The organism is Cupriavidus necator N-1 (assembly GCF_000219215.1).
GTDB lineage: Bacteria > Pseudomonadota > Gammaproteobacteria > Burkholderiales > Burkholderiaceae > Cupriavidus > Cupriavidus necator.
This window is the reverse complement of record NC_015723.1, coordinates 2,113,179-2,138,101: the sequence shown is the minus strand read 5'-3', so window position 1 is coordinate 2,138,101 and position 24,923 is coordinate 2,113,179. Positions and strand designations below refer to the sequence as shown.

Here is a 24,923-nt window from a genome sequence, read left to right as displayed (position 1 = left end):
TCACTCCCCCTGGATGCCAAGTTCGCGGATCAGTTTGCCATAGCGGTCGGCATCGCGGCGCAGGATGGTGCCGAACTGCTGCGGTGTCGATGTGGTCGTTTCGACGCCGATGGCATTCATCTTCGCCTTCACCTCGGGCATCGACATGACGGCATTGATCTCGCGGTTCAGGCGCGCGGTCAGGTCGGCCGGCATCCCCTTCGGGCCGAAGGCGCCGTACCAGACCGCCAGCTCGTAGCCGGGCAGGGTCTCTGCCACCGTAGCCACGTTGGGCAGCAGCGGTGAGCGCCTGGACTCCGTCACGGCGAGCAGGCGCAGCTTGCCAGCCCTCACATGCGGCAGCGTCTGGGTGCCGGCCGAGAAGAGCAGCTGTGTCTGGCCCGCGACCGTGTCGACCACGGCTGGCGCTCCCCCCTTGTACGGGACGTGCAGCAGCTGGACGCCGGCCAGCTTTTCGAACAGCGCGGCGCTCAGGTGGTTGGTGGAACCAGAGCCGGCGCTGGCATAGGCCAGCTTGCCGGGATTGGCCTTTGCGTAGGCGATCAGTTCCTTCACGTTCTGCGCGGGCACCGACGGGTGCACCACCATTGTGTTGGTCACATACGCCAGCAGCCCCAGCGGGGTGAAATCCTCGACGCCCCGAAACGGCATGTTCTGCATCAGCGCAGGGTTCATGGCGTGCGTGCTCATTGAACCGACCAGCAGGGTGTAGCCGTCGGGCTTGGCACGGGCGACCATGGCGGAGCCGATGTTGCCCGAGGCACCCGGCTTGTTGTCGACGATCACCGGCTGGCCGAGCGAGCGGGTCAGGTGCTCGGACAGCACGCGCGCCAGGATATCCGTCGAGCCGCCCGCCGCCCAAGGCACGATCAGCGTAATCGGCTTTTGCGGATAGGCTTCGCTTGCCTGGGCAAGCCCGGCGACGCCAAGCGCCAGCACGACGATGCCGCGCAGCAGGGATTTCACGACGCACTTCATGGGTTTTCTCCTTGATGTCTGGCCTGGCTGTCAGGTACAGCCGGCCTTTAATGGTTGCCGTTCAGCGTCCGACCGCGTAGCCCTGCATGCCGCGCGGGTTCGCCCCGGCACGCAGCACGAGCCGGCCGCGGGGGTCCCGCTCGCGCGAGCAGGCGGACATGCGCCCCTCCGACCAGGGCTCGCCAATACGCACTTCGTGGCCGAGCTCACGCAGTGCAGCCAGGGTCGCCTCGGGAAAGCGCGATTCGACGCTGATGCGGTTGAGCACCGTCTGGCGCGGCCAGAACGATGCCGGGAAATGATCGATGTGCCAGGCCGGCGCGTCGATTGCCTCCTGCAGGTTCATGCCGTGGACGGCATGGCGCAGGAAGAACGCCAGCGACCACTGGTCTTGCTGGTCGCCGCCCGGCGTGCCGAACACCATGTATGGCTCGCCGTCGCGCAGCGCCAGCGATGGCGACAGCGTGGTGCAGGGCCGCTGGCCGGGTGCGAGGGTGTTGGGCAGGCCGGGCTCCAGCCAGGTCATCTGCAGGCGGGTATTGAGGGCAAAGCCCAGCGACGGAATGGTCGGGCTCGACGACAGCCAGCCGCCCGACGGCGTCGCCGCGACCATATTGCCGTGGCGGTCGATCACGTCGATATGGCAGGTATCGCCGACAAAGATTTCTTGCTCGGCCCATTCAGCTACCGGCGGCAGTTCGGCAAAGGTCGGCTCGCCCACGCCGAAGCGCACGTCGGCGCGCTGCAGCGTGCGCTCGGCCGCGGCCAGGTCGGGCAGGCGCGGTGCCATGCCGTTCACCATGCCCGGGTCAAGCGACAACGCCGCACGTGTGCCGATGCGTTGCGCGCGCGCCGCCAGGTAGCCATCGTCGAGCAGCGCCGCCAGCGGGCTCGGCGCAAAATGCGGATCGCCATACCACGCCAGCCGGTCGGCCATGGCCAGCTTGGTGGCCTCGGCAATGCGGTGCACGAATTCCGGCGAGTCTGGCGCGTGCTGCTCCAGAGCGGCGTGGCGCAGCATGCCCAGCTGCTGCAGGAACACCGGCCCCTGGCTCCAGACGCCACACTTGGCCACGGTGTAGCGGCCGAAGTCCAGCGTGACCGGGGCCTCGATCTCCGGCGCCCAGCTGGCCATGTCGTCGTAGCGCAGGAGGCCGGTGTGCTTGTCGCCGGTGGTATCGCGCACCGGCGTATTGCGGCAGTACGCGTCGATCTCCTGCGCGACGAAGCCGCGGTACCAGCAGTCCAGCGCCGCATCGATCTGGCCGGTGCGGGTGTCGCTGTGGCGCTGGGCCTCCTCGATGATGCGGGTGTAGGTGGCGGCCAGCGCCGGCAGCGTATGCAGGCTGCCGGGGCGCGGCACCTTGCCGTCCGGCAGCCACGTCCGTGCCGAGCTTTGCCACTCGTCGCGGAACAGTGCCTGCACCGCCAGGATCGCGCGCGAGATGCGCGGCACCAGCGGGAAGCCGTCGCGGGCATAGCCGATGGCGGGCGCCAGCACGTCGGCCAGCGACCACGTGCCGTGCTCGCGCAGCATCGTCAGCCACGCACCGAAGGCCCCGGGCACGGCGGCAGGTATCAGGCCGATGCCGGGCACCAGGTCCAGGCCCATGGCGCGCAGCGCGCCCGGATCGGCCAGCGCCGGGGCCGGGCCCTGGCCGCAGACAGTGCGCATGGCGCGTTCGCGCTCGTTCCAGTAGACGATCGGCACTTCGCCGCCGGGGCCGTTCAGGTGAGGCTCGACCACCTGCAGCACAAAGCCGGCGGCGACAGCGGCGTCGAAGGCGTTGCCGCCGCGCTCGAGCACGCCCATGGCGGTCTGCGTCGCCAGCCAGTGCGTGGAGGCGGCGACGCCAAAGGTGCCAACGATCTCGGGACGGGTGGTGAACATGGCTTGCAGCTCCTGTGATGCTAGCCAGTATAGGATTGGCGAATAACCAGCAGTGCCTCTTTGGTTATTGTGGTATTACCATCCGGTAATGCGACTTGCTCCTCCATTGCAGGAAGGCCCCGTGTCTATCGCCCCCGACAAGCTGGTCCACAACCTGGTGTCCCGCCTGCGCCTCAGGCACCTGCCGCTGCTGCTGGCGCTGGAGCGCCAGCGCTCGGTGTCGCGGGTGGCTGCCGAGCTCAACCTGTCGCAGCCGGCCGTCACCAAGACTCTGCGCGAGATTGAAGACATCTTCATGGCGCCGCTGTTCACCCGCACCCGGCGCGGACTGGAGCCCACGCCCACCGGCCGTGCGGTGCTGGCGCATGCCAGGCTGACGCTGTCCGATGCCGATGCGCTGGGGCGCGAACTGGCAGCGATCGAGTCCGGGCTGTCGGGCCGGCTGCGCATCGGCGTGATTCCGTACATCAGCCGCAGCGTGCTCGACGCCGCCTGCACCTTCGGCCTGGCCCAGACACCGCGGATCTCGGTGCTGGTACGCGAAGGCACCACCGACGAACTGGTCAGCGCACTGCGCGAGCACGAACTGGACTGCGTGGTGGCGCGCACTTTCTATGCGCCGGGCGCGGACATCGCGCAGCAGCCGCTGTATCGCGAAGAACCGGCGCTGGTTGTGCCCACCGCGGCAGCGGCCCGGCTGGCGCGCGGCCCGCTCGACTGGCGCCAGCTGGCCGAGCGCGACTGGATACTGCCACCGCCCAACACGCCGATCCGGCGCACCATCAACACCATCTTTGCGGTGGCGGGGGTGGCGCAGCCCACGCCGATCGTCGAGACCTATTCGATCAAGACCATGGCTACGCTGATGCGCAAGCATCCGGCGGCAACGACCATCGTGCCGAAGGCGGTGGCCAGCGAACTGGCCGATTCCAAGGGGGCGACTGCGTTGCCGCATGCGCTTAGCTGGGATCTGCCACCGGTGGGGGTGATGTGGCGGCGGCAGGCGGTGGACGATGAAGTGGTGACGGCGCTGGTTGCTTGCCTGGGGGCGTTGCGGTGGGAGGAAGAGTGAGCCGGATGGCCCATCCCACGCATCGCACGCCTCCACATCCGCGAGCCGGCTCCGACACATTCAGGCTGTCGCAGGGCCGTCTGGGGTTTCTCCCGAAATCCCTTCCTATCTACTTGTTTTAATTGCGGTTTAGGTTCGCGCGAGGGTCTCGTCTTCAACCAGCCAGCTCGCGGTGCAACGCCACGTATTCCTGCGCAAGCTTGTGGCGCGGATCCAGATGGATCATGGGGGTGGCATGCTGATGCGATTCGCGGATCTTCACCGATGCAGACAGCCGCGATTCAAGTACCGGCAGGCCCTCGCTTACCAGTTCGTCGACGAGCTTCTGCGGCAGGCTGGCTCGCGGCTGGAACTGGTTGATCACGATCCCCTCGACCTGCAGCCCGTCGTTGTGGTCCTGTTGGATTTCCTTCACGTTATCGAGCAGCGTGTAGAGGGCACGGCGCGAGAAGTCATCGCAATCGAACGGGATCAGGCAGCGCTCCACGGCGATCAGTGCGGAGCGGGTATAGAAATTCAGGGCCGGTGGCGTGTCGATGTAAATGGCGTCATAGACTGCCTCCAGTTCGAGCAAGGCGTCGCGTAGCTTGTAGATCTTGTAGCGGGACTCGAGCTTGCCGTGGAGGGAATCCAGGTCAGGATGCGCCGGCATCACATCTAGGTTCTCGAACGGCGTCGGGTGGACAAAGGACGTAAATTCCACCGGCCTGAAGTTGTAGGTCAGGGAGGTCTCGAAAAAATTGGCCGCGGTCGGACTTGCCTCCGCGGCCTGCGCGCCAAGCAGGTACTGGGTGGAGTTACCTTGTGCATCGAGGTCAATGACCAGGGTGCGCAAGCCCTCGCTGGCGCTGATCGCCGCGAGATTGCATACAATGGTCGATTTTCCGACCCCACCCTTCTGATTGAAGACGACGCGCCGCATTTGCCCCTCTGGAGAGAATCGATCCGAAAGCGGCAGCATACCTTAGCGTGAGGTTTCCGGCAGCACCCGCCCGGCTATGAAACGATATTCCAGGCCCGGGGCTCGCTGTACCATTGGTGCCTTGAGGTGGTCCCGCGCTTGCCCCTCATGGACCAGCCTTGTGCTGCACACTATGCGGCTCACGCCATCGAAAGCATCGACATGGTTGCCGACCTTGCCCGCTCCTGGTTGACCTTCAGTGCGCCTGTGGCCGCTGCACAGGCTGCCGGCCGCCCGCTCGTGGCGCTGGAATCGACCATCATCGCCCACGGCATGCCTTACCCGGAGAACGTTCGCACTGCGCGCGAAGTGGAGGCGCTGATCCGCGACCTGGGAGCCGAGCCTGCGACGATCGCGCTGATTGGCGGACGAATCCGCATCGGGCTTTCGGACGACGAACTGGAACTGCTCGGGCGCTCGGACCGGGTGCACAAGGTGAGCCGCCGCGACCTGCCAGCCGTGCTGGCCGGTGGCGGGCTCGGCGCCACGACAGTGGCCGGCACGATGATATGTGCCGCGCTGGCGGGCATTGAGGTCTTCGTCACCGGCGGGATTGGAGGCGTGCACCTCGGTGCGCAGGAGACCTTTGACATCTCGGCCGACCTGCAGGAACTGGCCAGGACCTCGGTGGTGGTGGTCTGTGCCGGGGCGAAGTCCATCCTGGACATCGGACTCACGCTGGAATACCTGGAAACACACGGCGTGCCGGTGCTCAGCTGTGAGCAAGACAATGTTGCTGCGTTCTACACGCGCGACAGCGGCTTTCGTGCTGACTTCAGGCTGGACAACGCGGCGGAGCAGGCGCGCTTCATCCGCACCAAGTGGGACTTGGGCCTGGCGGGCGGCGTGGTGTTGAGCACACCGGTGCCGCAAGCGGCAGCGATGACGTCCGGGGAGATCGACGCGCTGACTCAGCAGGCGCTCGCCGAGGCCACGGCGCAGGGGATCACCGGCAAGGCCGTGACGCCTTTCCTGCTGGCTCGCATCAAGGCGCTGACGAGCGGACGCAGCCTGGCGACAAACATCGCGCTCGTAAAACACAACGCCGAGGTGGGGGCAAGGCTGGCGCTGGCATTGGCGGCCATCGGGCAGCCGGTCAGGTGAGCAGGTCGGCGTCCGCAGGGTGCGGGCGCGCACCTGGCAAGCTGTGTCTATGCGCCGACGTCGCCTAATCTTGTAATTTAGCGACCGGGGAGTGGAAAACTCGCCTGAAGTCGCAACGCGTACATTTTCGATCCGGGGCTGGCAGAAGGAGTCATCATCATGCGACTCTCACTGATAGTCTGCGGCGCCATGCTGGCGCTTTCGGCATGTACATTGGAGCCGGCCGGAACAGGCGCCTTTACCGTCATGGGGCCGGCCAGCTTCGATCGCACCTTCACCGCAGCCGCCGAGGCAATGCGCGACCAGGGCCTGGCGATCAGCGTCGAGGACCCGGTCAATGGCGTGGTCGTCGGCAGTCTGGATACCAGCACGGTGATGGCCGGAGTTCACCAGCAGGCAGACGGCTTCGTACGGGTGGAATTCGACGGCATGGCTGCACCTGATCCGGCGTTGATGGCGCGCATTTCGCGCAGCTACAACCGCCGCATGGGCCGCTGAAGCGCGTCAGAGGTCAGGCGATTGCTTCACTACCTCAGTTCGCTATGCGATCGAGCGCAGGCGTTCGGATCGCCGACGCGCGCTCGCATGCCATACGCCGCCCGCCGGCATTGATCGCAAAAATGACCGCCGCAAAGCCAGGAGCACAGGTAGCGCACGTTGGCCGTACGAAACAAATGTAATCGTTTGTTAATGCCGCCCGCGCAGCCCCGTATTGACAACAGATGCTTCCTTCCGCTTTGGTACGATCCCGCTCTTTCCGCAAAGCGTCCCGCCACCGTGAATCGCCGCTGTCTATTGTTTTGTCGTGAGTACTGCGCACGGTGGCTCATCCGCATCCAATCGCTGGCCGCTGCCAGCGTCACGATAGCCAGGCGCGTCTTTCCCGGCGCGCTGCGCCGGCTTCGCCACCCGACGCGACGCGGCATCATGCTGACGCTCGCCGCAGTGCCGGCGCTGTTTCTGCTGTACGTGCTGGCGCTCGTGCCGTTTACGCCGGGCATCGGCGACATCCGCAAAGCCCGCATCGACCGCCCAGCGCTGATCGTATCGGCCGACGGCAGAGTGATCGACGAATTCAAACCGGTCAATCGCGAGTGGGTATCGCTCGGGCAGATCTCGCCGTACATGGTGGCTGCATTGGTCGCCACCGAAGATCGCCGCTTTTATGAGCATTACGGGATCGACTGGCTGCGTACCGCGTCGGCCGCGCTGCATACGTTCTCTGGCGACCGGCAGGGAGGCTCGACGATCACGCAGCAGCTCGCGCGCAACCTGTATCCCGACGAAGTCGGCCGCGCGCCGACCCTCGCGCGCAAGATCAGGGAAGCGATCACGGCGCTCAAGATCGAAGCCGTGTACAGCAAGGACCAGATCCTTGAGACGTACCTGAACAATGTGCCGTTCCTGTATAACGCCTACGGCGTGGAAATGGCCGCACGCACCTACTTCGGCAAATCGGCGCATCAGCTCGACATCCTCGAAAGCGCGACACTCGTCGGCATGCTGAAGGCCAACAGCACCTACAACCCGGTCCTGAATCCCGAGCGCGCACTGGAGCGGCGAAACACGGTGCTCGGGCAGATGAACAAGTACGGCAAGCTCAAGCCCGATGCTTACTCCTGGTTGAGCCGGCAACCGCTTAACGTCAATTTCGAACTGCAGACCGCGCCACGAAGCGCGGCGCCGCATTTTTCCGCGCTGCTGCGCAAATGGCTGATCGCATGGGCCAGCCGCAATGGCTACAACATATACGCCGACGGGCTGGTCGTGCGCACGACCATGGATTACCGTCTGCAGGCGATGGCGGTGCAGGCGATGGACTGGCAGGCGAGCCAGCTGCAATGGATCGCGAACGGGGCGTGGAACGAACGCACGGGCTGTTGGCCTGGCAACGACCTGTTCCGGACGTTCATCCGGCAAACGCCCGACTATCGCGCCGCACGCGATGCTGGTCAATCGGATCAGGCGGCGCTCAGGAAACTCGGCACCAACCCGACGTTCGTCCGCGCACTCTGCCGGAGCAAGACTCAGGTCCAGGCGGGTTTTGTCGCGATCGATCCGCGCAACGGCGATATCAAGGCATGGGTCGGTAGTCGCGACTTCAGTGACGCACCGTTCGATCACGTTCAACAGGCCCGGCGCCAGCCGGGTTCGACTTTCAAGCCGTTCGTCTACGGGGCGGCGTTCGCGGACGGCGCGCGGCCAAGCGATACGATCGTAGACCGGAACGTCGCCATTCCACTGGCCGGCCAGGCGACCTGGCGGCCTACCGACGCGGCGCCGCCCACCGACCGGCCGATGACGCTGCGCGACGCGCTAGTGTATTCGCGCAACCGCGTCACCGCTCAGCTCATGCAAAAGGAACGCCCCGAGAAGGTCGCACGGCTTGCGCGCGCGATGGGCGTGCGCGACAGTCCGCTCGAAGCGGTGCCGTCGCTCGCGCTCGGCACGAGCCCGGTCACGCTCAAGGAAATGGTATCGGCGTACAGCACGATCGCGAACCGTGGCGCCTATGTCGAGCCGCGCATGGTTACCCGCATCGAGGATCACGACGGCAAGGTGCTCGCCGAATTTGCGAGCGCAGCGCCGGAGCAGGCACTGCCCGCCGCCGCCGCGCAAACGCTCGTCGATGTGATGCGCGACGTCGTTATCCGGGGCACCGGCGCAGGTATCCGGACGCGCTTCGGGATTCGCGCCGACGTGGCCGGCAAGACGGGCACCACGCAGGACAACGCGGATGGCTGGTTCATCCTGATGCATCCGCAACTGGTCGCGGGCGCGTGGGTGGGTTTTGACGATGGACGTGTGACGCTCGGCAACGACTGGGGCCAGGGCGCGCATAGCGCCCTGCCGATGGTGGGCGCGTTCTACGATATGGCGCTGCGTGCGCGGGTGATCGATCCGGACGCGCGGCTCACCCCTGAGACCAGGGCTCCTCGCAAGGTCCAGGCGCAACAGCATCGGCACTTCCTGTTCTGGAGGTTTTGACGCCGACGCTGGCGGACGCGAAATTCGCCTTCACAGCTTCCGCCGACGCAGCGCGACCCGAGCCGGTCGACCGCAGCGGCGGCCGTCCGGAACCCGGCGCGCGACGCGGTCAAGCGCGCGATGGGACAGATGCCCCAATGACGGGCGCCATCGCGCGTCGCCTCGCTCAGTCGTCGTGACGATGCTTCTTTTGGCCCTTGTGCTTGCCCCGATTGCCGTTCTTGTCGTCGCCATAGCTGTTGCGCGACACATTGCCGTTCCTGTGGTCATCGGCATAGTTGTTGCGCGACACATTGCCGCCCAGCGCCGAACCCGCTGCACCACCGGCCGCGGCACCGACGATGCCGCCGGTCCGGCCGCCCAGGGCATTGCCGGCCGCCGCGCCGGCGCCACCGCCCAGCGCGCCACCCACGACGGCGCCAGTCCGTTCCTTCTTGTTGGCAGTCACCGCGCCGCCCGCACCGCCGCCCACCGCGCCGCCGATCACGGCACCCGTGCTGCCGCCCAGTGCGCCACCGACGGCCGCGCCCGCGGCACCGCCCAGACCGCCTCCCACGGCGTTCTTCAGGTCATCGGCCAGCGCCGGTGTGGTGGCAGCGGCTAGCAGCAGGGTCAGGCACAGCGTACGAAGTGATTGTCGAGTCATGTTCTTCCTCAATAGGGGATGGTTGGCGATCCGCCGATGCAGGAGTTTACACGGGGCGGCAAGCGGCTCCGTTTGAAACTCGCAACGGTGGTCGACTACCTCCGTCGCCATGAGCCCGAGACCTGTCGCGCTGAGCCCGGAATGCTGTTGTCAGTCGATATTGGCGCAGGAAATAGCGATCCCCAGGATGGGGTCGCCACGAGCCGGAAAGCAGAAAAGCCCTTCGCAATTCGTGGAGGGCTTTGTCAATTCAGGCCGTCAGGCGGCGCAGGGCGACTATAGCGGGCGAATCTGTGACGCTTGTGGGCCTTTCTGACCTTGCGTGACTTCAAATTCCACCCTCGCGCCTTCCTCCAGCGATTTGAACCCGGTGCCCTGGATTTCGCTGTGGTGGGCAAACAAGTCCTTGCCGCCATCATCCGGCGTGATGAACCCATAGCCCTTTTCACTGTTAAACCACTTCACGATGCCAGTCGCCATCTCGTCCTCGACATTTAGTGCACACAGGTTGCGTGCTGAGAAGTCCCGCCCCAGAATCGCCCCGTCGCCAGAATATGGTTGAACGCGATACGGCGCGCCGAACCCCTAGCATACCGAAGAGGAGGGCGGGCAGTATCTGCGGGTTAACCTCTGGGTGAGAGCGCTGAAGATGAGGCGGGCGAGTCGCGATACGGGCGGGGTGCGCAAATTTCCGAGCGCCGAATCCGAGGAAATCCCCCCGATCCAGGCTTACTCAGTCCAGACGGCATCGACGTCCCGCAACAGGTGTCCGGCCAGGATGTAGTCGCCAGCCTTCATGGCCTTTGTCTCCAGGGCCACCAACTCGTTGGCTGCCAGCTGGTCCAATGCAAACTGGCAGTAAAGGTTCCGTTGCCGGAAGGACACCTTCGGCCGGCTGAGGCCGGCAATGAGCGCCGCGAGGGACTTCACGGCGATGCTTTCGTGTCCGCGATACTCCACCCGTATCCCTACCTTATTACCCAGGCGCCCGAGCTCAATGGCATCCTGCCAGCCTGACTCATAGTCGAGCTCGACCAGCGCGACCCCCTCTGCCTCCAGGAGCCTGATAGCTTCCCCTTTGGTTCCAGCCCGAGCCGTTGTCATTTCTGCCTCCACTCACACCTTCCCGCGCGGGGGTTGCCGGCCTGCTTCAACGTGCTACTGAACTCAACGCCACGTCGCCCCGCTCATGACTCTTGGCTTCAGATTTGGAGTCAAGATCCTGCTTAATTCTGACGTAAGAAAAATCTAAGTCAATATAGAATCGCCCTGTAGTCCTGCTACCACCACCCGCGCAACCGCTCCGGCGACGCGGGTTTTTTTTGACACAGAGTGGTCCTCATTCGGCCTGAAGCTCAATGCCTTTCCCCAGCAGCGGCATATTGGTAGCGGACCTCGCCGAGTGGTGCTAATGCAAGCCGTCCGGCCGGTCGGCGAATGAATGCTCCTGAACCTGGATGCATAACACGTTGCGATATTCGTCGAGCTTCCCCTGCGCACGTTTTGGCAATGGAGAAAATACTGGGGATTACGTCAGACATGCTTCCAATCATATTGAACACAAGGTGGCGAGCAACTAAGATGAACGTTCCGGGTGCGAGAACAAGCACCCGCCAGCCAGAACCTCGCGTCCGAGGCGAAACAAGCGGCCTGTGCAAACCAGGCCGGCTGTCACGGACGGTAGTGAAGTCCCGTAGCAAAAGTAAACCTACAGCTTGGGAGACGACTGTGCTGAGTCATCATGAATTCGCCACGCTTGTGCTGGTAAGCGGCAGTTCCGACCCAACGGAGCTGGACCGCGCGGATATGGATACGCTGCTCGCGTATCAACTGGTTACGCTTGAGCGCCTTGGGCCAAACCAAAGCCGCCCTCAGGTGACAATCCAGGGCTACGCTTTTCTGAAATCCCTCGGCCGAGTTCGCGCAAGGGAAGGTCAGGCTCGCCAGGCCTGCTTATGAGCGTATTGCTTTAGCTGGTAGTGACTGCGGACGTTGGCGCGCTTTCGGCTGATCGGCGTGGCCTGCCAGGGTCACAATGCAGCCATCGTTTTCCAATCGATTCACGTCCCGTCGGAGCTCTCATCGGATGGCTCAGGTGGCGGGTCGTACTTAGGAGACGCAAGATGACTCAGTGGTCCCCCGAGCAATTCATGAAGGTCCAGTTGGCAGGCATTGAAGCCCTGACCGGGCTGACCGGCAAGGCCTTTGAGGGCTTCGAAAAACTGCTGGAGCTGAATCTGCAAACGATGAAGACGGCGCTGGCTGATTCACGAGAAGGCGCCAGGAAAGCGCTCTCAGCCAAGGACCCGCAAGAACTGGTCGAATTGCAAATCGAGCTATTTCAACCCGCAGCCGACAATGTCTTGGCGTATCGCCGTCAACTGTACGACATCCTCGCCGCCACCCGGGCGGAGTTCGAGAAGGTCGCCGAGGTCCAATACACGGCAGGCAAGCAGGGTCTGCAAGACTTCCTTGGAAGCGTGGTGAGCCAAACGCCAGCCGGCACGGCGGCGGCGCCATTGGCTGCCTGGCAGGAGGCAGTCAACGCGACCACTACGCTCTATGAGTCGATGCAAACGACGGCAAAGCAGGCCGTGCAAGTGGCCGAGAGCAGCTTCAATACTGCTGCGCAGGTGGCCTCGAAAGGCATGCAACGTCGTGCGGCACAGGCCTCAAAGGCGGCTGCAAATTAAGTCGGCTTTGGCTCCTGGAAAGCCAGAAGAGGTGGAGCGCTGGAGGCGGCCATGTGCTTTGCACCGCCGCCGATCTCTCGCCTCCTCTGTGCCGCAGTGGGGCCGCGAAGCGCCGACCTAAACTTCCTTCGTGTCGAATATCAGCATGTCAACGCCGGCCTGGGCAAAATTGGCCAGGTCAGCTGCTGCGGCGGCGCCCTCAGGCGAAGCCATTGCCTGCCGGAGAGCCGCCAGCGAATCGAAGCTCAGCACCGCAACCAGGTGAATCGGCGAATCGCCGGCTGGGCTTGCAACCGGGCCGCTGCTGACCTCGTAGCTTCGCAGGCCGGCGATCTTCTTGGCGATCGGAACATGGGTCGAGAAGTAATAGGAATCAAACGCCGCCGTGTCCGCAGGCTTCTTGTATAGCACCATCAGCTTTGCCATCGTGGTTCCTCCAAGCGTGAGTTAGATAGAGCCCGAGCTTGCCAGTGTAGCTTCCCTGCAGCGTGTGAACCCCATTTCCGTCAGGACACGTATCGTCCGGCGCGCTTGATGCACAGCGCGCACTGCGGGTTGACCGGTGTCTTCATGCTACGATTTTCCTATCTGAATCGGAGGTCGTCATGACAATCGAAAGCTACCAGGGCTACATCGTCCGCGGCTTTGCCAAGCAGCTTGGCGACGGATCCTTCGAGGCATCCGGTGCAGTTGAGAAGGACGGCCGCATCGAGGAAGGATCGGATCCCTTGGGGTACTACCCCTCGTTCGAGCGTGCTGCGGCAGCCGGCATTGCCTGGGCGAAAGCGTGAGTAGATGATCACGGCTGAACCCCTCTGAAATCGACCCCCAGACCTACGGATTGGCAGCCTATGCGCCGCCGCAGTTGATGCCGGATGAGGCGTCTTTTGTCATGCTAGGATTCCTCGAAACGATGGGAGGTCGCCATGTCGAGCCATGCCTGGGTCGAAGAAGGGGAGTACTACTGCCACTGCACGGTCTGGAAGTCCAAATCCGGGACCTGGGATGCATCGGTATTGTTCGAGCGAAGAATCGATCACGCGAACGAGTTTGTCCCAGGCTTGCGGCACAAGATCAAAGCCTCGTTCAATAGCGAGGACGAGGCAATGACCGAAGCAATCGCTTACGCAAAGGCTTGCGTCGAGAACACCAAGACCGGCTTGTAGCCCCATGCGGCTACCCCAAATCGCTTCGATTCCTTCGCCGACTGGCTCGCCATCTCAGGCACGCTGGCGACCGGTGCTGCCGTCATCGGCGCGGGTTGACGACTACAGCTAGCTCCGCCCCCGCGCTGTGGGACACCATTTCTTACAACCAGGGGAGGTGCCCGTCGGTATCCTTGCGGCAAATTCGCCAACTGCAAGCGCAGGTCACCATGAAATCCCTATTTGTGCTCACCGTAGCCACGGCAGCACTTCTCACCGGCTGCGCCATCGCTCCCTATGATGACGGCTACTACCACGGCGGCTACTCGCGTCCCATTTACGGCGGCGGTTACTCCGATTGGGACGGCGCGAGGTACTACGGCGGCAACCGAAAGTGGGGCGGTGACTGGGATCGGGGCTGGGACCGGGACGAGAAGCGAAACAGGGGCCGTGATTGGAGCGATCGTGATAACCGCGGCTGGAACCGTGGCGGAGATCAAGGTGAAAACCGCGGCGAGAAGCGTGGATGGAATCGCGGCGATGTGCGCGCGGAGAATCGCGGCCGGGACCGGCGAGGCGAGCGTGGCGAGGACCGGGGCAATGACCGTGGCGGTAACCGCGGTGATGACCGTGGGCGGAATCGTGATGCCGACGGTGGCAACGGTCGCGGCAGAGACCGTAACAAGGATTGATGCGCCAGTCCCTGACTTCTGCCCGCATCGCAGGGCAGGCCTGCGAGCGCAGCTGCGACGCGCTGACCGATAGCACTACCCGTTGACGGAAGGAGCTCCGCCGCTTGACCAGGTGCGCGGCAAGCCTCGGCCTTTAGGCCGGAGAAGGATAGCGCGGACGCCGTCGGCGTCCTTTCGGCGGCTAATGCGGCGTCTGTTGTTGCTCAATGTATTGGCGGATGATCTCGATGGGCGCACCGCCGCAGCTCCCTGCGAAGTAAGACGGCGACCACAGCGCACCGCCCCATAGCTTCTTGCTGATGCTCGGGTAGTTCTTCTTTCGGATCATACGGCTGGATACCCCTTTCAAGCTGTTTACCAGTGCGGACACCGCGACCTTTGGCGGGTAGTTCACAAGAAGGTGAACGTGATCGTCCTCCCCATCGAACTCCACCAGTTCAGCTTCGAAATCTGCGCAAACGCCGGTAAATATGTCGCGCAGGTCCTCTGCCGAATGTCATTGTCGTCGCTCATAGGCCAAGAGTATGATTGGGCCATGCAGCGTCTTCAAGCCTTCAAATACGAATTGATGCCGAACGGCGAGCAGCAGCGCAACATGCGCCGTTATGCCGGATCGTGCCGGTTCGTCTATAACAAGGCGCTGGCGTTGCAGAAACAGCGTTACGATCAAGGCGAAAAGAAGCTCAGCTATGCCGGTCTGTGTAAGCAACTCACGGAGTGGCGCAACAGCACGGAAACAGCATGGCTGGCTGATGCACCAGTCCATCCTCTTCAACAGACGCTCAAGGACTTGGAGCGGGCCTACACAAATTTCTTCGCAAAACGGGCCGACTTCCCGCGTTTCAAGAAGAAGGGTCTGGGCGACAGTTTCCGCTATCCCGACCAGAAGCAAATCAAGCTTGATCAGACCAACTCGCGTATCTTTTTGCCCAAGCTGGGCTGGCTGCGATACAGGAACAGCCGCGACGTACTCGGTGAGGTACGCAATGCCTGCGTCAGTCTTTCGGGCGGCAAGTGGTTTGTTTCGATCCAGACTGAGCGGAAGGTCGAGCGACCTGTGCCGAAAGCCACCAGCGCCATCGGCATCGACATGGGCATCGCTCGCTTTGCCACCATGAGCGATGGCACTTTCCTCGCGCCGCTCAACAGCTTTAGGAAGCACGAAGCCAGACTGCGCCGTGCGCAGCGGGCGATGAGCCGCAAGATGAAATTCAGCAACAACTGGAAGAAGTCCAAGGCCCGAATCCAGCGTATCCACGCACGCATCGGTAACGCCCGCCTCGACTACCTGCACAAAGCCACGACCACGATCAGCGAAAATCAAGCGATGGTGTGTATCGAGGACCTGAAGGTACGGAACATGTCCAAGTCAGCGGCCGGTTCAAGCGGGCAACCGGGCAAGAACGTCAGGGCCAAGTCCGGCCTGAACAAGGCCATCCTCGATCAGGGTTGGTACGAGTTCGGGCGTCAACTGGAATACAAGCTAGCGTGGAATGGCGGCTGGCTAATAGCTGTGCCGCCACAGCACACCAGTCGCACGTGCCCTTGCTGCGGGCATGTATCTGCCGAGAACCGGCAGAGCCAGGCGAGCTTCGCCTGTGTGGCATGCGGCTATGCGAATCACGCCGACGTGGTCGGCGCGATCAACATTTTGGCGCGGGGGCACCGCGTTGCAGCCTGTGGAGAGTCGGCGTAGTCAAGCCGCTCTACGAAGCAGGAACCCACCGAAGTGACTACGTAGAGCATCACGTAGCGCCGTAGGAATCCTCGTCCTTTCCGCCGTAAGGCGGCAGCCGAAGGCTGAGGACGGGGAGATGGAATGAACACCGCCCGTCAGTAACGCTAGCGGGGGTTCCACGATGAGGGGCTCTCGCTTGACCGACGGCATCGATGTGCCAAAGTGAAGATCCGAACCATCACTTGAGGTAAGGAGAGCCCAAATGAATGCTACGACATATGGGCTGGATCTTGCAAAGTCGATCTTCCAGCTCTACTGGGTCGACCCAGAGACGGGCGAGACGCACAGCCGGCGCCTCAGCAAGACCCAACTGATTTCCTTTCTGAGCAATCGCACCCCCGGCAAGTTCGTACTGGAGGCGTGTGGCGGCGCGCACTGGTGGGCAAGAAAGATTATCAGCCTGGGCCATGAAGCCATCCTACTCCACCCAAAGTACGTGCGACCGTTCGTGCGGACCAACAAGACCGATGCGGCCGACGCGCGCGCGATCTGGACAGCCGCGCAGCAACCTGGGATGCGACCGATACCGGTAAAGACTGAGGCACAGCAAGCCTTACTTGGATTGCACCGAATTCGCTCGGAACTAGTCGACAGCCGCACGCGGCAAGTGAATCAGATTCGCGGCTTGCTGGGCGAATACGGCCTGCACTTCGTGCTTGGTCGCAAGGCTGCCATGGCGCAGTTTGTCACCCGACTGAGCGAGATCGAGCAAACCATCCCGGCTCCCTTGTGGCGACTGTTGTCGCGCCAGTTACAGCGACTCAGGCAGTTGGACGCTGAAATCCTCGCGGCCGAGCAAGAGATCGCTGCATGGCTAAAAACCGAGCCTGCCGCCCAATGTGTGGATGCGATTCCGGGAATTGGCCCGATCACCGCCACGGCCCTGGTTGCCACCATGGGATCTCCCCAGGCTTACCGCTCAGGCAGAGCCTTCGCGGCCAGCCTGGGCCTGGTACCAACCCAGAGTGGCACCGGCGGCAAGGTTCACCTCGGCCATATCAGCAAACGTGGCGATCCCTATTTGCGCAAACTGCTGATCCATGGCGCACGCATCGTGCTGACCCGCTCGAAGCGGCGCCCGTGCTGGGCTGAGGCCCTGCTGGTCAGGCGCCCGACCAATGTTGCCATCGTCGCGCTAGCCAACAAGATGGCGCGCACCGCCTGGGCATTGCTTGCCCATCGCCGCGTCTATGAACCCGGCTATATCAGCGCACGGCCTGCGTAGCGAAAGCACGACCACAGCAGGGCACAAACGAATACCTTCAGGGTTGCACAGGGTAAGGAGATAAGGTGTGATGGCAAACTAGGTCGGACCGCGGGAACGCAAACCCGATGACGTCCAAGCGGCTTACAGCCCGTCGTGGGAGATGGGGACGTTCCCGGCTGATTCCATCAAGGCCCGCAGGCACGTTCCTGCAGCAAGGTCGGATATAAGACAGCAACCCATACCTACAAGCCAAAGCCCTTCAATTTACCTTGGCATCCGGGCGGTGTTCATATAAGGACGTCAATGAAGCGTCAGCCCACGAAGGCGTGGATACAAAGCCTTACAAGACTCTCAAGCGCCGTGGTCAACTGTCACAAGCTGTCGCCGTTACACGAGGTAACCAGCTTTAGGTTCTGCTCATACCAAACATGGCGAGAACCCCCTAAGGTATTGGCAACATTCGACGGAACAGCATCATGCAGAAGATCTTGGCAGTTTGTGCAATTGCAGCCGCATCCGTGCTTGCGTCAGGCACCGCCCAGGCAAGGGTAGACGTCGGAATTGGCATCGGTATTCCAGGTGTCGTAGTTGCAGCGCCTCCACCCCCGGTGTACTACGAGCCGGCCCCAGTTTACGTGGCTCCGCGCCCGGTGGTAGTGGCGCCTGGTTACTACGACGATTGGCAAGCACGCGAATGGCGTGAACAACAGTGGCGTGAACGGCGGTGGAGGGAACGCGAGTGGAGAGAGCGCCATCGCGAGTGGCGCCGTTGGCACGATGACGACTAGGACTGAAGACGGGTTCTACGCTAAGTCTGCCTTCCTGCGGGCCTGACCCCAAGGCGCGGGCTTCCCTGCGGAAGCCCGCATTTCGTCCGCCCGTCTCAGAAGGTGGCCGGCGAATTCACCCACAGCACCCTGGCCACGACGTCGCCCACATTGCGGTAGCCATGCGGCACCTGGCTGGCGAACGTGAAGGCATCGCCCGGGCCGATCAGGTAGACGTCGTCGCCGAGCATCAGTTCGAGCTGTCCTTCGAGCACGTAGCCCACTTCCTCGCCCTGGTGCTCGATCTGCCCGTCGCTGGCCTCGCCGGGCCAGACGATGTGGATGTTGGCCTGCAGCAGGCCGCCACGCTTGGGCAGCACCACGCGTTCGAGCGCCACGCCGCCGGCCCGGATCACCGGGCGTTCACCATGCCGCAGGATCGGCGACTGGTTTGGCTCCTCGTCGCTGGTCAGCGCGCCGATATTGGTGTCCAGCGCTACGGCCAGCCGGTGCAGCGTGGTAAACGACGGGGTGGCCAGCCCGCGCTCAATCTTTGAAATCAGGCTTTCCGAGCACCCCGCCTTCCCGGCGAGCTGTAGCAGCGTGTAGCCGGCCACCAGCCGGGCGTGGCGCAGCTTGACGCCAAGCGTCAGGGTGGCCGACTTGCTGTCGGCCGTTTCAGGTGTGGGGCGCTCGGTCTTTGCCATGCAGGCTCGGAATGGGTTGGACTTGGATCGGCCGCCAGGCGCCGTACGTCGATGTGTTCAGCGGCTGGCCAGTTCGGCGACAGTGTAAGCCAGTGCCTGGGCTCCAAGGAACAGATCGGCGCCTTCCGTATCTTCGGCGGCATTGTGGCTGATGCCCCCTTTGCTTGGCACGAAGATCATCGCCGTGGGGCAATGGTCGGCCAGGTACATGGCGTCGTGGAACGCGCCGGAGGTCAGCCGCATCGGCAGCGCCCGGCCGGCGTTGCCGCTGGCACGCGAGCAGGCGCGCTCGATGGTGCCCAGCATGGCCTCGGGGAAATGCGTCGGCTCGCGATGGAAGAAGCGCGTGACCGTGACCGCTTCGGGCGCATGTGCGTGCCTGACACACGCCGCGCGCAATGCCGCTTCGGCGCGATCAAGCGCGGCGTCGTCCAGGCAGCGCATATCGACCGTGAACGTGACGTGGCCGGGAATGGTGTTGACCGAGTTCGGCGCCACGCTCCAGCGGCCCAGCGTCAGGCGCAGTTCGGGAGTGCCGGGGGCGGCCGCATGGCGCGGCGCCAGCGTGTACAGGTCTTGCGCAATGGCCACGGCCGCGGCCATCGCATCGTGTCGCACCGCCATCGGCGTGGTGCCGGCATGGGCCATCGTACCCGTGCATTCCATGCGGAACCAGCGTACCGCCTGGATGCCGGTGACCACGCCCAGCGGCACATTTGCGCCTTCCAGCACCGGCCCCTGTTCGATGTGCAGTTCGACGCATGCCGCCATGGGCCGCGCCATCGGCACCCTGGGCACGTCATGGCTTTCCGCCAGCGCGGCATCGAGCGCCTCGCCGAACCGAATACCGGCCGCATCAGTCACGTCGCGATAGCCTGCCAGCCGCGCGGGTTCGACGAAGGCGCTCGACCCCATCGCGCCGGGACCGAAGCGGCTGCCTTCCTCGTTGGTCCAGGACACAACCTCGACGGGGCGCAATGTCTCAATGCCGGCCGCGTTGAGCGCGGCAATTACTTCCAGGCCGGCCAGCACGCCGTACGCGCCGTCGTACTTGCCGCCCACCGGCTGCGTATCGGCGTGGCTGCCGGTCAGCACCGGCGGCAGGTCTTCGCGGCCGGGGCGGCGGAAAAACAGGTTGCCGCAATCGTCGATGCCGACTGTGCAGCCCAGCGCGCGTGCCTGGTCGATCAGGTGGCGCCGGGCGGCCAGGTCGATCGCGGTCAGCGTTTCGCGGGAAACGCCGCCGTCGTGGCGCAGGCCAAACCGGGCCAGGGCTGCCAGCGATGCGGCCAGGCGCTCGGCGCCCACATGATCCTGCGCGCGTTCGGCAATGGTTTGTGCGTTGGTGAGGGTGGGCGGGTTCGATACGGTCAATTTGGTCTCCAGATATCAGGCAAGGCTGGCGCCGAGCGCCTGCTCAAGACGATGAGCCATGCCGAGCACGCGGGCATCGGCATGGCGCGGCCCCGTCACGGTCACGCCAACCGGCATGCCGGTGGCGCCGGTCCCCGTTGGCACATGGACGCATGGGGTGCCCAGCAGCGACCACATGCGGCAGAAAATCGGATCGCCGGTGGCGCCAAGGCCAGCAGGCGCTTCGCCTTCGGCGCTCGGGGCCAGTACGACGTCGAATTCGGCCATCGCCATACTGAACGCCGTGCGGGCTGCTTCCGCGTGGGCCAGCGCGACATGGAAGCGCTGGCCGGTGACGGCGCGGCCCGCTTTGAGTTGGCGCGCGAAAGCCGCGCTAAAGCCCTCTGCGTGCTCGCGTGCTTCCGGCGCGAATGCGGCGAGTGCCTCGAATGCCATGATGTCCAGTTGGGCTTCAGTCAGCCCGTGGCAAGCCTGCGGCAGGTTGAAGTCGCGCACCGTGCCACCGATGCGTTCGAGCGCACGGATCGCGGTGTCCAGCGCAGCTTGGGTATCGGCACTGGCGCGTTCCCAATGCGGCGTGCGGCAAATGCCGATGCGCAGCGGCGCGTGGCGTACCGTCGACGCATCCGCTACCGCGGCATCGCGCGCCAAGGTGCCGATGAACAAGGCCGCGTCGTCCACGCGGCGGGCCAGCACGCCCACCGTATCCAGGCTCGGTGCCAGCGGCTTGATACCGGCCAGCGGCAGCGTGCCATGCGTGGGCTTGTAGCCCACCACGCCGCAATAGGCGGCCGGCCGGATGATCGATCCCGCGGTCTGTGTGCCGAAGGCCAGCGGCACCATGCCTGCGGCGACGGCGGCGGCCGATCCGCTCGAGGAGCCGCCGGGGGTGCGGGGCCTGTCCGCCGGCGCGCGCGGGTTGCGGGTCGGCCCAGGCTGAAACGTGGCGAATTCGGTGGTGACGGTCTTGCCGACCACGACCGTGCCCGCCGACCGGGCCAGTGCTACCGCCGCCGCATCCACGCCCGGCCGATGTCCGGCGTATATCGGCGAACCATAAGTGGTCGGCATGTCGGCCGTATCCATCAGGTCCTTGACGCCAAGCGGGACGCCCGGCAAGGCGCCTGACGCGCCGCCGGCATCTAGCCGCCGCGCATGCGCCACGGCGGTGTCGCCACCCACGTGCTGCCAGGCCAGAATGCCTGCGTCTTGCGCTGCAATGCGGGCCAGCGCCGCACGGACCACCGCTTCGGCGCTCAGTTCGCGCCGGGACACCATCGCCGCCAGGGTGCGGACCGGAAGATCGAGGAAATCGTCCATCGCATGTTCTCCGGATCAGCCGAAATAGGCTGCACGAACCTCATCGTTCTCGCGCAGCGCCTGCGCGGTGCCCTGGGCCACGACACGGCCCTGGGTCAGCACATAGCCCTGGTGTGAGATGGCTAGCGTCTGGCGCGCGTTCTGTTCCACCAGCAGCACAGTCATGCCCAGTTCGTTGATCTGCTGGATGACCTTGAAGTTCTCCTTCACGTAGAGCGGCGACAGGCCCAGCGACGGCTCGTCGATGACCAGCAGCCGCGGCTGCGCCATCAGTCCGCGCCCGATCGACACCATCGCCTGTTCGCCGCCGGACATGGTGCCGGCGAGCTGGCCCGCGCGCTCGCGCAGCCGGGGGAAGATCGTGTACACGCGCTCGATGCGCTCGCGCACTTTGGCCGGGTCCGCCTCAAGGAAGGCGCCCAGCGCAAGGTTTTCAGCCACCGTCATGCGCGGGAACACCTTGCGGCCTTCGGGAATGCAGGAGATGCCGCGTGCGATGATGTTGTGGGTCTTCTCGTCCGCGATGTCCGTGCCGTCCCACAGGATGCGTCCCTGGCGCGGCGGTGTCAGGCCCAGGATCGAACGGATCAGCGTGCTCTTGCCGGCGCCGTTGGCGCCAAGGATGCATGTGATCTTGCCCGGCGGCACCTCGATCGAGACATCGTGCAGGACGTTGACCTTGTCATAGCCCGTGGTCAGCCCTTCCACGCGCAGTGTGCTGTCGCTCATGCGGCTTCCTCCCCCAGATAGGCGGTCTGCACGTCGGGATCGGCGGTAATCTCGGCGTAGGTTCCCTCGGCAATCTTCTTGCCGTAGTTCAGCACGATGCAGCGGTCGGTGATTCGCTCGATCACGTTCATCTCGTGCTCGATCAGCACCACCGACAGGTCCTGCAGCTTGCCGCGCACCTGCAGGATGTCGTCCATCAGCTCGTGGGTCTCGTCATGCGTCATGCCAGCCGAAGGCTCGTCGAGCAGCAGCAGCCGAGGGCGGCTCATCAGGGCCCGGCAGACCTCGATGCGGCGGCGGTCGATCATCGTGAACGTTTCCACCGGCTCGAACAGCCGCGCCACCAGCGGCGGGCTGAAGATGCCCAGCAGCTCGCGCACCGACTCCACGTAGCGCTCGTACTCGGCGCGGAACGCCTTGCGCCGGAACAGGTTGAAGACCAGCCCGTGCTGCATGTTCTGGTAATCGCCGATCACGATGTTGTCGAACACCGTCAGCGGCAGCGACAGCCGCGAACGCTGGAACGTCCGCGCCACGCCGCTGCGATAGATCTGCTGTGGCGTCTTGCCGATGACGTTGTCGCTGTCATAAGTGATAGTTCCGGCGCTGGCCTTGTATAGCCCCGTCAGCACGTTGAAGAACGTGGTCTTGCCGGAGCCGTTGGGGCCGAGCAGGCCCAGGATCTCGCCACGGCGGATATCGAGCTGGAGTTTGTCCAGCGCGGTCAGGCCGCCAAAGCGCATGGTCAGGTCGCGCACCTGGATCATCGCGTCGCTCATTGCGCATCCTCCCGGGGAAAGAACAGGCGGGTCTTGCGCGGCATCAGGCCGTCCGGGCGGAACAGCAGGATGGCGATCACCAGCGCCGCGTAGAACAGGAAGCGGTATTCCTGGATGAATTGCAGCTTTTCGGGCAGCACCAGCACGATGATCGCCGCTGGCACCAGGCCCACCACGTTGCCAAGGCCGCCCAGGATCACGATCGACAGCATCAGCAGCGAGTCGGCGAAGGTGAAGTTGTTGGGCGCCACGAACGCAGTGACCATACCGTAGACACTGCCCGCGATGCCGGCAAAGAAGTTGCCGAGCATGAACGCAATCACCTTCCAGCGGGCGATGTGCAGGCCGAACGCGGCGGCGGCGGTCTCGTCGGTGCGCACCACGTCCATCGCCAGGCCTACCCACGAGCGTTCCAGCGCCTTGACTACGACAAACGTGCCTGCGCAGATCAGCAGGCTCAGCAGCGCATAGCTGGCGTAGAACGACACGTCCACGCCGAACAGTGTCACGCCCTCATTGAACGCGAAGCCGAACAGCGTCATCCCGGGCACCTGCAGGCCCTGCGGCCCGCCCAGCACGTCGTTGACCTCAAGGAAGGTCTTGAACAGGATGCCGAACGCGATGGTCACCAGCGCCGCATAGTGGCCGCGCGTGCGCAGCACGGGTGCAACCAGCACCGAGCCGATCACGGCCGCTGCCACGCCAGACAGCACGATCACCAGCACGTGAGGAATGCCCGTGTGCGTGGCCAGCACGGCCGTGGTGTAGGCGCCGATGCCAAAGAACGCCGCGCCCGCGAAGTTGGACACGCCGGAAAACCCGAACTGGACGGTCAACCCCAGGCAGGCGGTGGTGTAAAGCAGCACCGCACACAGCATCAACAGGACGAAATGGCTCTCGTGGAACAGCGCGATCAGCGCCAGCGTGCCGGCCAGCGCCCATAGCCTGGACTGGCCCGGTCGCCGCACTGTCGCCTGCTCCACGGCCTGCGTCAGGCCCAGCCGGCCCGCCGCAAACACCGCGGCCCCGGCCAGTGCCAGCAGCACGGCCACTGCCAGCTGCGATTCCGCATGCAGGAAGCAGTAGAGATAGGCCACCATGGCGATGGCCGCGATGGCCAGCACCATGGCCGGGCGGCGTTGCGAGCCGTCGGTCGTTGCGCCGGGGACCGCAGGCAGCGGCTTCGAGACGTTGTCAGACACGTTCACTGGCTTTCTCCGCGATGAGTCCGGTCGGCTTCCAGGCCATCAGCACGATGACCACGGCAAAGGCGAATACGTCCTTGTAGGCGCTCGGGATGTCTGGCACCAGGGCCGGCAGCATGGCACTGCCCAGTACCTGCAGCGCCGCAAACAGGAAGCCGCCGAGGATGGCGCCGTAGATATTGCCGAGCCCGCCCAGGATGGCAGCGGCAAAGCCGATCACTCCCAGCAGCAGCCCGACGTTGAAGTTGATCTCGTTGTAGTAGAGGCCATTCATCACGCCCGCCAGTGCCGCCATGGCGGACCCCAGCGCAAACGTGACCAGTACCACTACCTCGAAGTTGATGCCCATCAGCCGGGCCGTTTCGCCATCCTGGGCCACGGCACGAATGGCCATGCCAAAGCGCGTGCGGGTGATCAGCAGATGCACGCCGAGGATGATGGCTACGCCGGCGGCCAGCAGGATCAGGTTGTCCGCGCGGATGGAGAGCGCGCCGATGGTGAACTCGCCAGCGGGCAGCAGCGCGGGAAACGGCTTCGGGTTCGAGCCGTCCGGGTAGAACAGCCGGACCGCCTCACGCAGCACCGTGCCCAGCATCAGCGTGGCCAGCAGCGTGTTCAGCGGTGGCGCACGGCGCAGCGGCAGGATCAGGACGCGGGCGATGCCGGCGCCCAGCAGGCCGGTCACCGTCACCGCGCACACCACGATGGCCAGCAGCTGCAGCCACGGGGAATCCACGTGCATCGCCACCACGCCGGCTGATGCCGCCAGCCCGGCAAACGCGCCCACCATCAGCACATCGCCATGAGAAAACTTGATCACGTCGAGCACGCCGAAGAACAGCGTGAACCCGACCGCCACCATGGCGTAGATCATCCCGAGCATCAGCCCGTTAAAGACGTACTGCCCTAATACACTCATCGGTATCC

Annotated in this window: 25 protein-coding genes and 1 pseudogene; 11 read left to right on the top strand and 15 right to left on the bottom strand. The window is 64.3% G+C overall.

The features are described 5' to 3' along the window. Both CNE_RS27765 and CNE_RS27760 read right to left on the bottom strand, forming a co-directional pair. Positions 1-978 (bottom strand): Bug family tripartite tricarboxylate transporter substrate binding protein, encoded by a 978-nt coding sequence (locus tag CNE_RS27765; RefSeq protein ID WP_013953618.1) that lies wholly within the window; start codon positions 976-978, stop codon positions 1-3. Positions 979-1,039: 61 nt separating this feature from the next. Further along, positions 1,040-2,869 (bottom strand): gamma-glutamyltransferase family protein, encoded by a 1,830-nt coding sequence (locus CNE_RS27760; protein WP_013953617.1) that lies wholly within the window; start codon positions 2,867-2,869, stop codon positions 1,040-1,042. Positions 2,870-2,990: 121 nt separating this feature from the next. Here CNE_RS27760 and CNE_RS27755 point away from each other — a divergent pair, with 121 nt between their 5' ends. Continuing rightward, entirely contained in the window at positions 2,991-3,941 is a 951-nt protein-coding gene (locus CNE_RS27755) for a LysR family transcriptional regulator (RefSeq protein ID WP_063712353.1), read from the top strand. A 154-nt stretch (positions 3,942-4,095) separates the two neighbouring features. Here CNE_RS27755 and CNE_RS27750 read toward each other — a convergent pair whose 3' ends face one another. Further along, complete coding sequence (locus tag CNE_RS27750) at positions 4,096-4,863, bottom strand: ParA family protein (RefSeq protein ID WP_013953615.1); 768 nt, start codon at positions 4,861-4,863, stop codon at positions 4,096-4,098. Positions 4,864-5,064: 201 nt separating this feature from the next. Between CNE_RS27750 and CNE_RS27745 the strand changes: the two genes are divergently transcribed. The 3 genes from CNE_RS27745 to CNE_RS27735 all read left to right on the top strand — a co-directional run bounded on the left by CNE_RS27745 (position 5,065) and on the right by CNE_RS27735 (position 8,994). Beyond that, positions 5,065-6,006 carry a pseudouridine-5'-phosphate glycosidase gene (locus tag CNE_RS27745; protein ID WP_041228933.1) on the top strand — a complete coding sequence of 314 codons (942 nt, stop codon included), beginning with the start codon at positions 5,065-5,067 and terminating at the stop codon, positions 6,004-6,006. A gap of 159 nt (positions 6,007-6,165) precedes the next feature. Beyond that, on the top strand, positions 6,166-6,504 hold the full coding sequence (locus CNE_RS27740) for a hypothetical protein (protein ID WP_013953613.1): 339 nt from the start codon (positions 6,166-6,168) through the stop codon (positions 6,502-6,504). Between the two features lie 429 nt (positions 6,505-6,933). After that, positions 6,934-8,994 (top strand): penicillin-binding protein 1A, encoded by a 2,061-nt coding sequence (locus CNE_RS27735; RefSeq protein WP_238553103.1) that lies wholly within the window; start codon positions 6,934-6,936, stop codon positions 8,992-8,994. 166 nt (positions 8,995-9,160) lie between these two features. Here the strand turns inward: CNE_RS27735 and CNE_RS27730 are convergent, their stop codons facing one another. The 3 genes from CNE_RS27730 to CNE_RS27720 all read right to left on the bottom strand — a co-directional run bounded on the left by CNE_RS27730 (position 9,161) and on the right by CNE_RS27720 (position 10,744). Continuing rightward, positions 9,161-9,640: a hypothetical protein gene (locus CNE_RS27730; RefSeq protein WP_013953611.1), complete on the bottom strand. Its 480-nt coding sequence runs from the start codon at positions 9,638-9,640 to the stop codon at positions 9,161-9,163. 276 nt (positions 9,641-9,916) lie between these two features. Continuing rightward, complete coding sequence (locus tag CNE_RS27725) at positions 9,917-10,120, bottom strand: cold-shock protein (RefSeq protein WP_013953610.1); 204 nt, start codon at positions 10,118-10,120, stop codon at positions 9,917-9,919. Positions 10,121-10,369: 249 nt separating this feature from the next. Then, the gene (locus tag CNE_RS27720; protein WP_010812735.1) at positions 10,370-10,744 is read right to left on the bottom strand and encodes a hypothetical protein; all 375 of its coding nucleotides are present in this window, start codon (positions 10,742-10,744) and stop codon (positions 10,370-10,372) included. Between the two features lie 1,019 nt (positions 10,745-11,763). Here CNE_RS27720 and phaP4 point away from each other — a divergent pair. After that, the gene (phaP4, locus tag CNE_RS27715) at positions 11,764-12,333 is read left to right on the top strand and encodes a TIGR01841 family phasin PhaP4 (RefSeq protein ID WP_013953609.1); all 570 of its coding nucleotides are present in this window, start codon (positions 11,764-11,766) and stop codon (positions 12,331-12,333) included. A 117-nt stretch (positions 12,334-12,450) separates the two neighbouring features. Here the strand turns inward: phaP4 and CNE_RS27710 are convergent, their stop codons facing one another. After that, positions 12,451-12,759: an EthD family reductase gene (locus CNE_RS27710; protein WP_013953608.1), complete on the bottom strand. Its 309-nt coding sequence runs from the start codon at positions 12,757-12,759 to the stop codon at positions 12,451-12,453. 179 nt (positions 12,760-12,938) lie between these two features. Between CNE_RS27710 and CNE_RS27705 the strand changes: the two genes are divergently transcribed. The 3 genes from CNE_RS27705 to CNE_RS27695 all read left to right on the top strand — a co-directional run bounded on the left by CNE_RS27705 (position 12,939) and on the right by CNE_RS27695 (position 14,170). Further along, entirely contained in the window at positions 12,939-13,124 is a 186-nt protein-coding gene (locus tag CNE_RS27705) for a hypothetical protein (RefSeq protein WP_013953607.1), read from the top strand. A 135-nt stretch (positions 13,125-13,259) separates the two neighbouring features. Then, positions 13,260-13,499 (top strand): hypothetical protein, encoded by a 240-nt coding sequence (locus CNE_RS27700; RefSeq protein ID WP_013953606.1) that lies wholly within the window; start codon positions 13,260-13,262, stop codon positions 13,497-13,499. Positions 13,500-13,708: 209 nt separating this feature from the next. Next, a complete protein-coding gene (locus CNE_RS27695; protein WP_013953605.1) occupies positions 13,709-14,170 on the top strand; it encodes a transposase in 462 nt (153 codons plus the stop codon). Between the two features lie 181 nt (positions 14,171-14,351). Here the strand turns inward: CNE_RS27695 and tnpA are convergent. Continuing rightward, positions 14,352-14,651, bottom strand: a pseudogene (tnpA, locus tag CNE_RS27690) (IS200/IS605 family transposase); the annotation flags it as partial. Positions 14,652-14,705: 54 nt separating this feature from the next. Between tnpA and CNE_RS27685 the strand changes: the two are divergent. The 3 genes from CNE_RS27685 (at position 14,706) to CNE_RS39520 (ending at position 17,903) form a co-directional block, all read left to right on the top strand. Then, positions 14,706-15,866, top strand: coding sequence for an RNA-guided endonuclease InsQ/TnpB family protein (locus CNE_RS27685; RefSeq protein ID WP_049800682.1), 1,161 nt, complete (start codon positions 14,706-14,708; stop codon positions 15,864-15,866). Between the two features lie 244 nt (positions 15,867-16,110). Then, a complete protein-coding gene (locus CNE_RS27680) occupies positions 16,111-17,133 on the top strand; it encodes an IS110 family RNA-guided transposase (protein WP_013953603.1) in 1,023 nt (340 codons plus the stop codon). Between the two features lie 458 nt (positions 17,134-17,591). Beyond that, positions 17,592-17,903, top strand: coding sequence for a hypothetical protein (locus CNE_RS39520; protein ID WP_080569604.1), 312 nt, complete (start codon positions 17,592-17,594; stop codon positions 17,901-17,903). Positions 17,904-17,998: 95 nt separating this feature from the next. On the opposite strand, the gene CNE_RS27675 is transcribed toward CNE_RS39520, so the two are convergent. Genes CNE_RS27675 through CNE_RS27645 form a run of 7 tightly spaced genes read right to left on the bottom strand, consistent with a single transcriptional unit; the run spans position 17,999 to position 24,915 of the window. Beyond that, on the bottom strand, positions 17,999-18,589 hold the full coding sequence (locus tag CNE_RS27675) for a helix-turn-helix domain-containing protein (protein WP_013953602.1): 591 nt from the start codon (positions 18,587-18,589) through the stop codon (positions 17,999-18,001). Between the two features lie 57 nt (positions 18,590-18,646). Continuing rightward, the gene (locus CNE_RS27670; protein WP_013953601.1) at positions 18,647-19,963 is read right to left on the bottom strand and encodes a M20 family metallo-hydrolase; all 1,317 of its coding nucleotides are present in this window, start codon (positions 19,961-19,963) and stop codon (positions 18,647-18,649) included. Between the two features lie 15 nt (positions 19,964-19,978). Continuing rightward, positions 19,979-21,283, bottom strand: a complete 1,305-nt coding sequence (locus CNE_RS27665; protein WP_013953600.1) for an amidase — start codon at positions 21,281-21,283, stop codon at positions 19,979-19,981. 15 nt (positions 21,284-21,298) lie between these two features. Next, positions 21,299-22,012: an ABC transporter ATP-binding protein gene (locus CNE_RS27660; RefSeq protein WP_013953599.1), complete on the bottom strand. Its 714-nt coding sequence runs from the start codon at positions 22,010-22,012 to the stop codon at positions 21,299-21,301. Further along, positions 22,009-22,791 carry an ABC transporter ATP-binding protein gene (locus tag CNE_RS27655; RefSeq protein ID WP_013953598.1) on the bottom strand — a complete coding sequence of 261 codons (783 nt, stop codon included), beginning with the start codon at positions 22,789-22,791 and terminating at the stop codon, positions 22,009-22,011. Before CNE_RS27655 ends, CNE_RS27660 begins: the two co-directional genes overlap by 4 nt. Beyond that, on the bottom strand, positions 22,788-23,999 hold the full coding sequence (locus CNE_RS27650) for a branched-chain amino acid ABC transporter permease (RefSeq protein ID WP_013953597.1): 1,212 nt from the start codon (positions 23,997-23,999) through the stop codon (positions 22,788-22,790). Before CNE_RS27650 ends, CNE_RS27655 begins: the two co-directional genes overlap by 4 nt. Continuing rightward, positions 23,986-24,915 carry a branched-chain amino acid ABC transporter permease gene (locus CNE_RS27645; protein ID WP_013953596.1) on the bottom strand — a complete coding sequence of 310 codons (930 nt, stop codon included), beginning with the start codon at positions 24,913-24,915 and terminating at the stop codon, positions 23,986-23,988. The genes CNE_RS27650 and CNE_RS27645 overlap by 14 nt, the downstream gene beginning before the upstream one ends. Positions 24,916-24,923: the final 8 nt, after the last annotated feature.

What these genes read in the sequence shown, in the direction of transcription:
- CNE_RS27765 (WP_013953618.1), bottom strand. Translation starts at nt 978, where the DNA reads ATGAAGTGCGTCGTGAAATCCCTGCTGCGCGGCATCGTCGTGCTGGCG.
- CNE_RS27760 (WP_013953617.1), bottom strand. Translation starts at nt 2,869, where the DNA reads ATGTTCACCACCCGTCCCGAGATCGTTGGCACCTTTGGCGTCGCCGCC.
- CNE_RS27750 (WP_013953615.1), bottom strand. Translation starts at nt 4,863, where the DNA reads ATGCGGCGCGTCGTCTTCAATCAGAAGGGTGGGGTCGGAAAATCGACC.
- CNE_RS27745 (WP_041228933.1), top strand. Translation starts at nt 5,065, where the DNA reads ATGGTTGCCGACCTTGCCCGCTCCTGGTTGACCTTCAGTGCGCCTGTG.
- CNE_RS27740 (WP_013953613.1), top strand. Translation starts at nt 6,166, where the DNA reads ATGCGACTCTCACTGATAGTCTGCGGCGCCATGCTGGCGCTTTCGGCA.
- CNE_RS27735 (WP_238553103.1), top strand. Translation starts at nt 6,934, where the DNA reads ATGCTGACGCTCGCCGCAGTGCCGGCGCTGTTTCTGCTGTACGTGCTG.
- CNE_RS27730 (WP_013953611.1), bottom strand. Translation starts at nt 9,640, where the DNA reads ATGACTCGACAATCACTTCGTACGCTGTGCCTGACCCTGCTGCTAGCC.
- CNE_RS27725 (WP_013953610.1), bottom strand. Translation starts at nt 10,120, where the DNA reads ATGGCGACTGGCATCGTGAAGTGGTTTAACAGTGAAAAGGGCTATGGG.
- CNE_RS27720 (WP_010812735.1), bottom strand. Translation starts at nt 10,744, where the DNA reads ATGACAACGGCTCGGGCTGGAACCAAAGGGGAAGCTATCAGGCTCCTG.
- phaP4 (WP_013953609.1), top strand. Translation starts at nt 11,764, where the DNA reads ATGACTCAGTGGTCCCCCGAGCAATTCATGAAGGTCCAGTTGGCAGGC.
- CNE_RS27710 (WP_013953608.1), bottom strand. Translation starts at nt 12,759, where the DNA reads ATGGCAAAGCTGATGGTGCTATACAAGAAGCCTGCGGACACGGCGGCG.
- CNE_RS27705 (WP_013953607.1), top strand. Translation starts at nt 12,939, where the DNA reads ATGACAATCGAAAGCTACCAGGGCTACATCGTCCGCGGCTTTGCCAAG.
- CNE_RS27700 (WP_013953606.1), top strand. Translation starts at nt 13,260, where the DNA reads ATGTCGAGCCATGCCTGGGTCGAAGAAGGGGAGTACTACTGCCACTGC.
- CNE_RS27695 (WP_013953605.1), top strand. Translation starts at nt 13,709, where the DNA reads ATGAAATCCCTATTTGTGCTCACCGTAGCCACGGCAGCACTTCTCACC.
- CNE_RS27685 (WP_049800682.1), top strand. Translation starts at nt 14,706, where the DNA reads ATGCAGCGTCTTCAAGCCTTCAAATACGAATTGATGCCGAACGGCGAG.
- CNE_RS27680 (WP_013953603.1), top strand. Translation starts at nt 16,111, where the DNA reads ATGAATGCTACGACATATGGGCTGGATCTTGCAAAGTCGATCTTCCAG.
- CNE_RS39520 (WP_080569604.1), top strand. Translation starts at nt 17,592, where the DNA reads ATGCAGAAGATCTTGGCAGTTTGTGCAATTGCAGCCGCATCCGTGCTT.
- CNE_RS27675 (WP_013953602.1), bottom strand. Translation starts at nt 18,589, where the DNA reads ATGGCAAAGACCGAGCGCCCCACACCTGAAACGGCCGACAGCAAGTCG.
- CNE_RS27665 (WP_013953600.1), bottom strand. Translation starts at nt 21,283, where the DNA reads ATGGACGATTTCCTCGATCTTCCGGTCCGCACCCTGGCGGCGATGGTG.
- CNE_RS27660 (WP_013953599.1), bottom strand. Translation starts at nt 22,012, where the DNA reads ATGAGCGACAGCACACTGCGCGTGGAAGGGCTGACCACGGGCTATGAC.
- CNE_RS27655 (WP_013953598.1), bottom strand. Translation starts at nt 22,791, where the DNA reads ATGAGCGACGCGATGATCCAGGTGCGCGACCTGACCATGCGCTTTGGC.
- CNE_RS27645 (WP_013953596.1), bottom strand. Translation starts at nt 24,915, where the DNA reads ATGAGTGTATTAGGGCAGTACGTCTTTAACGGGCTGATGCTCGGGATG.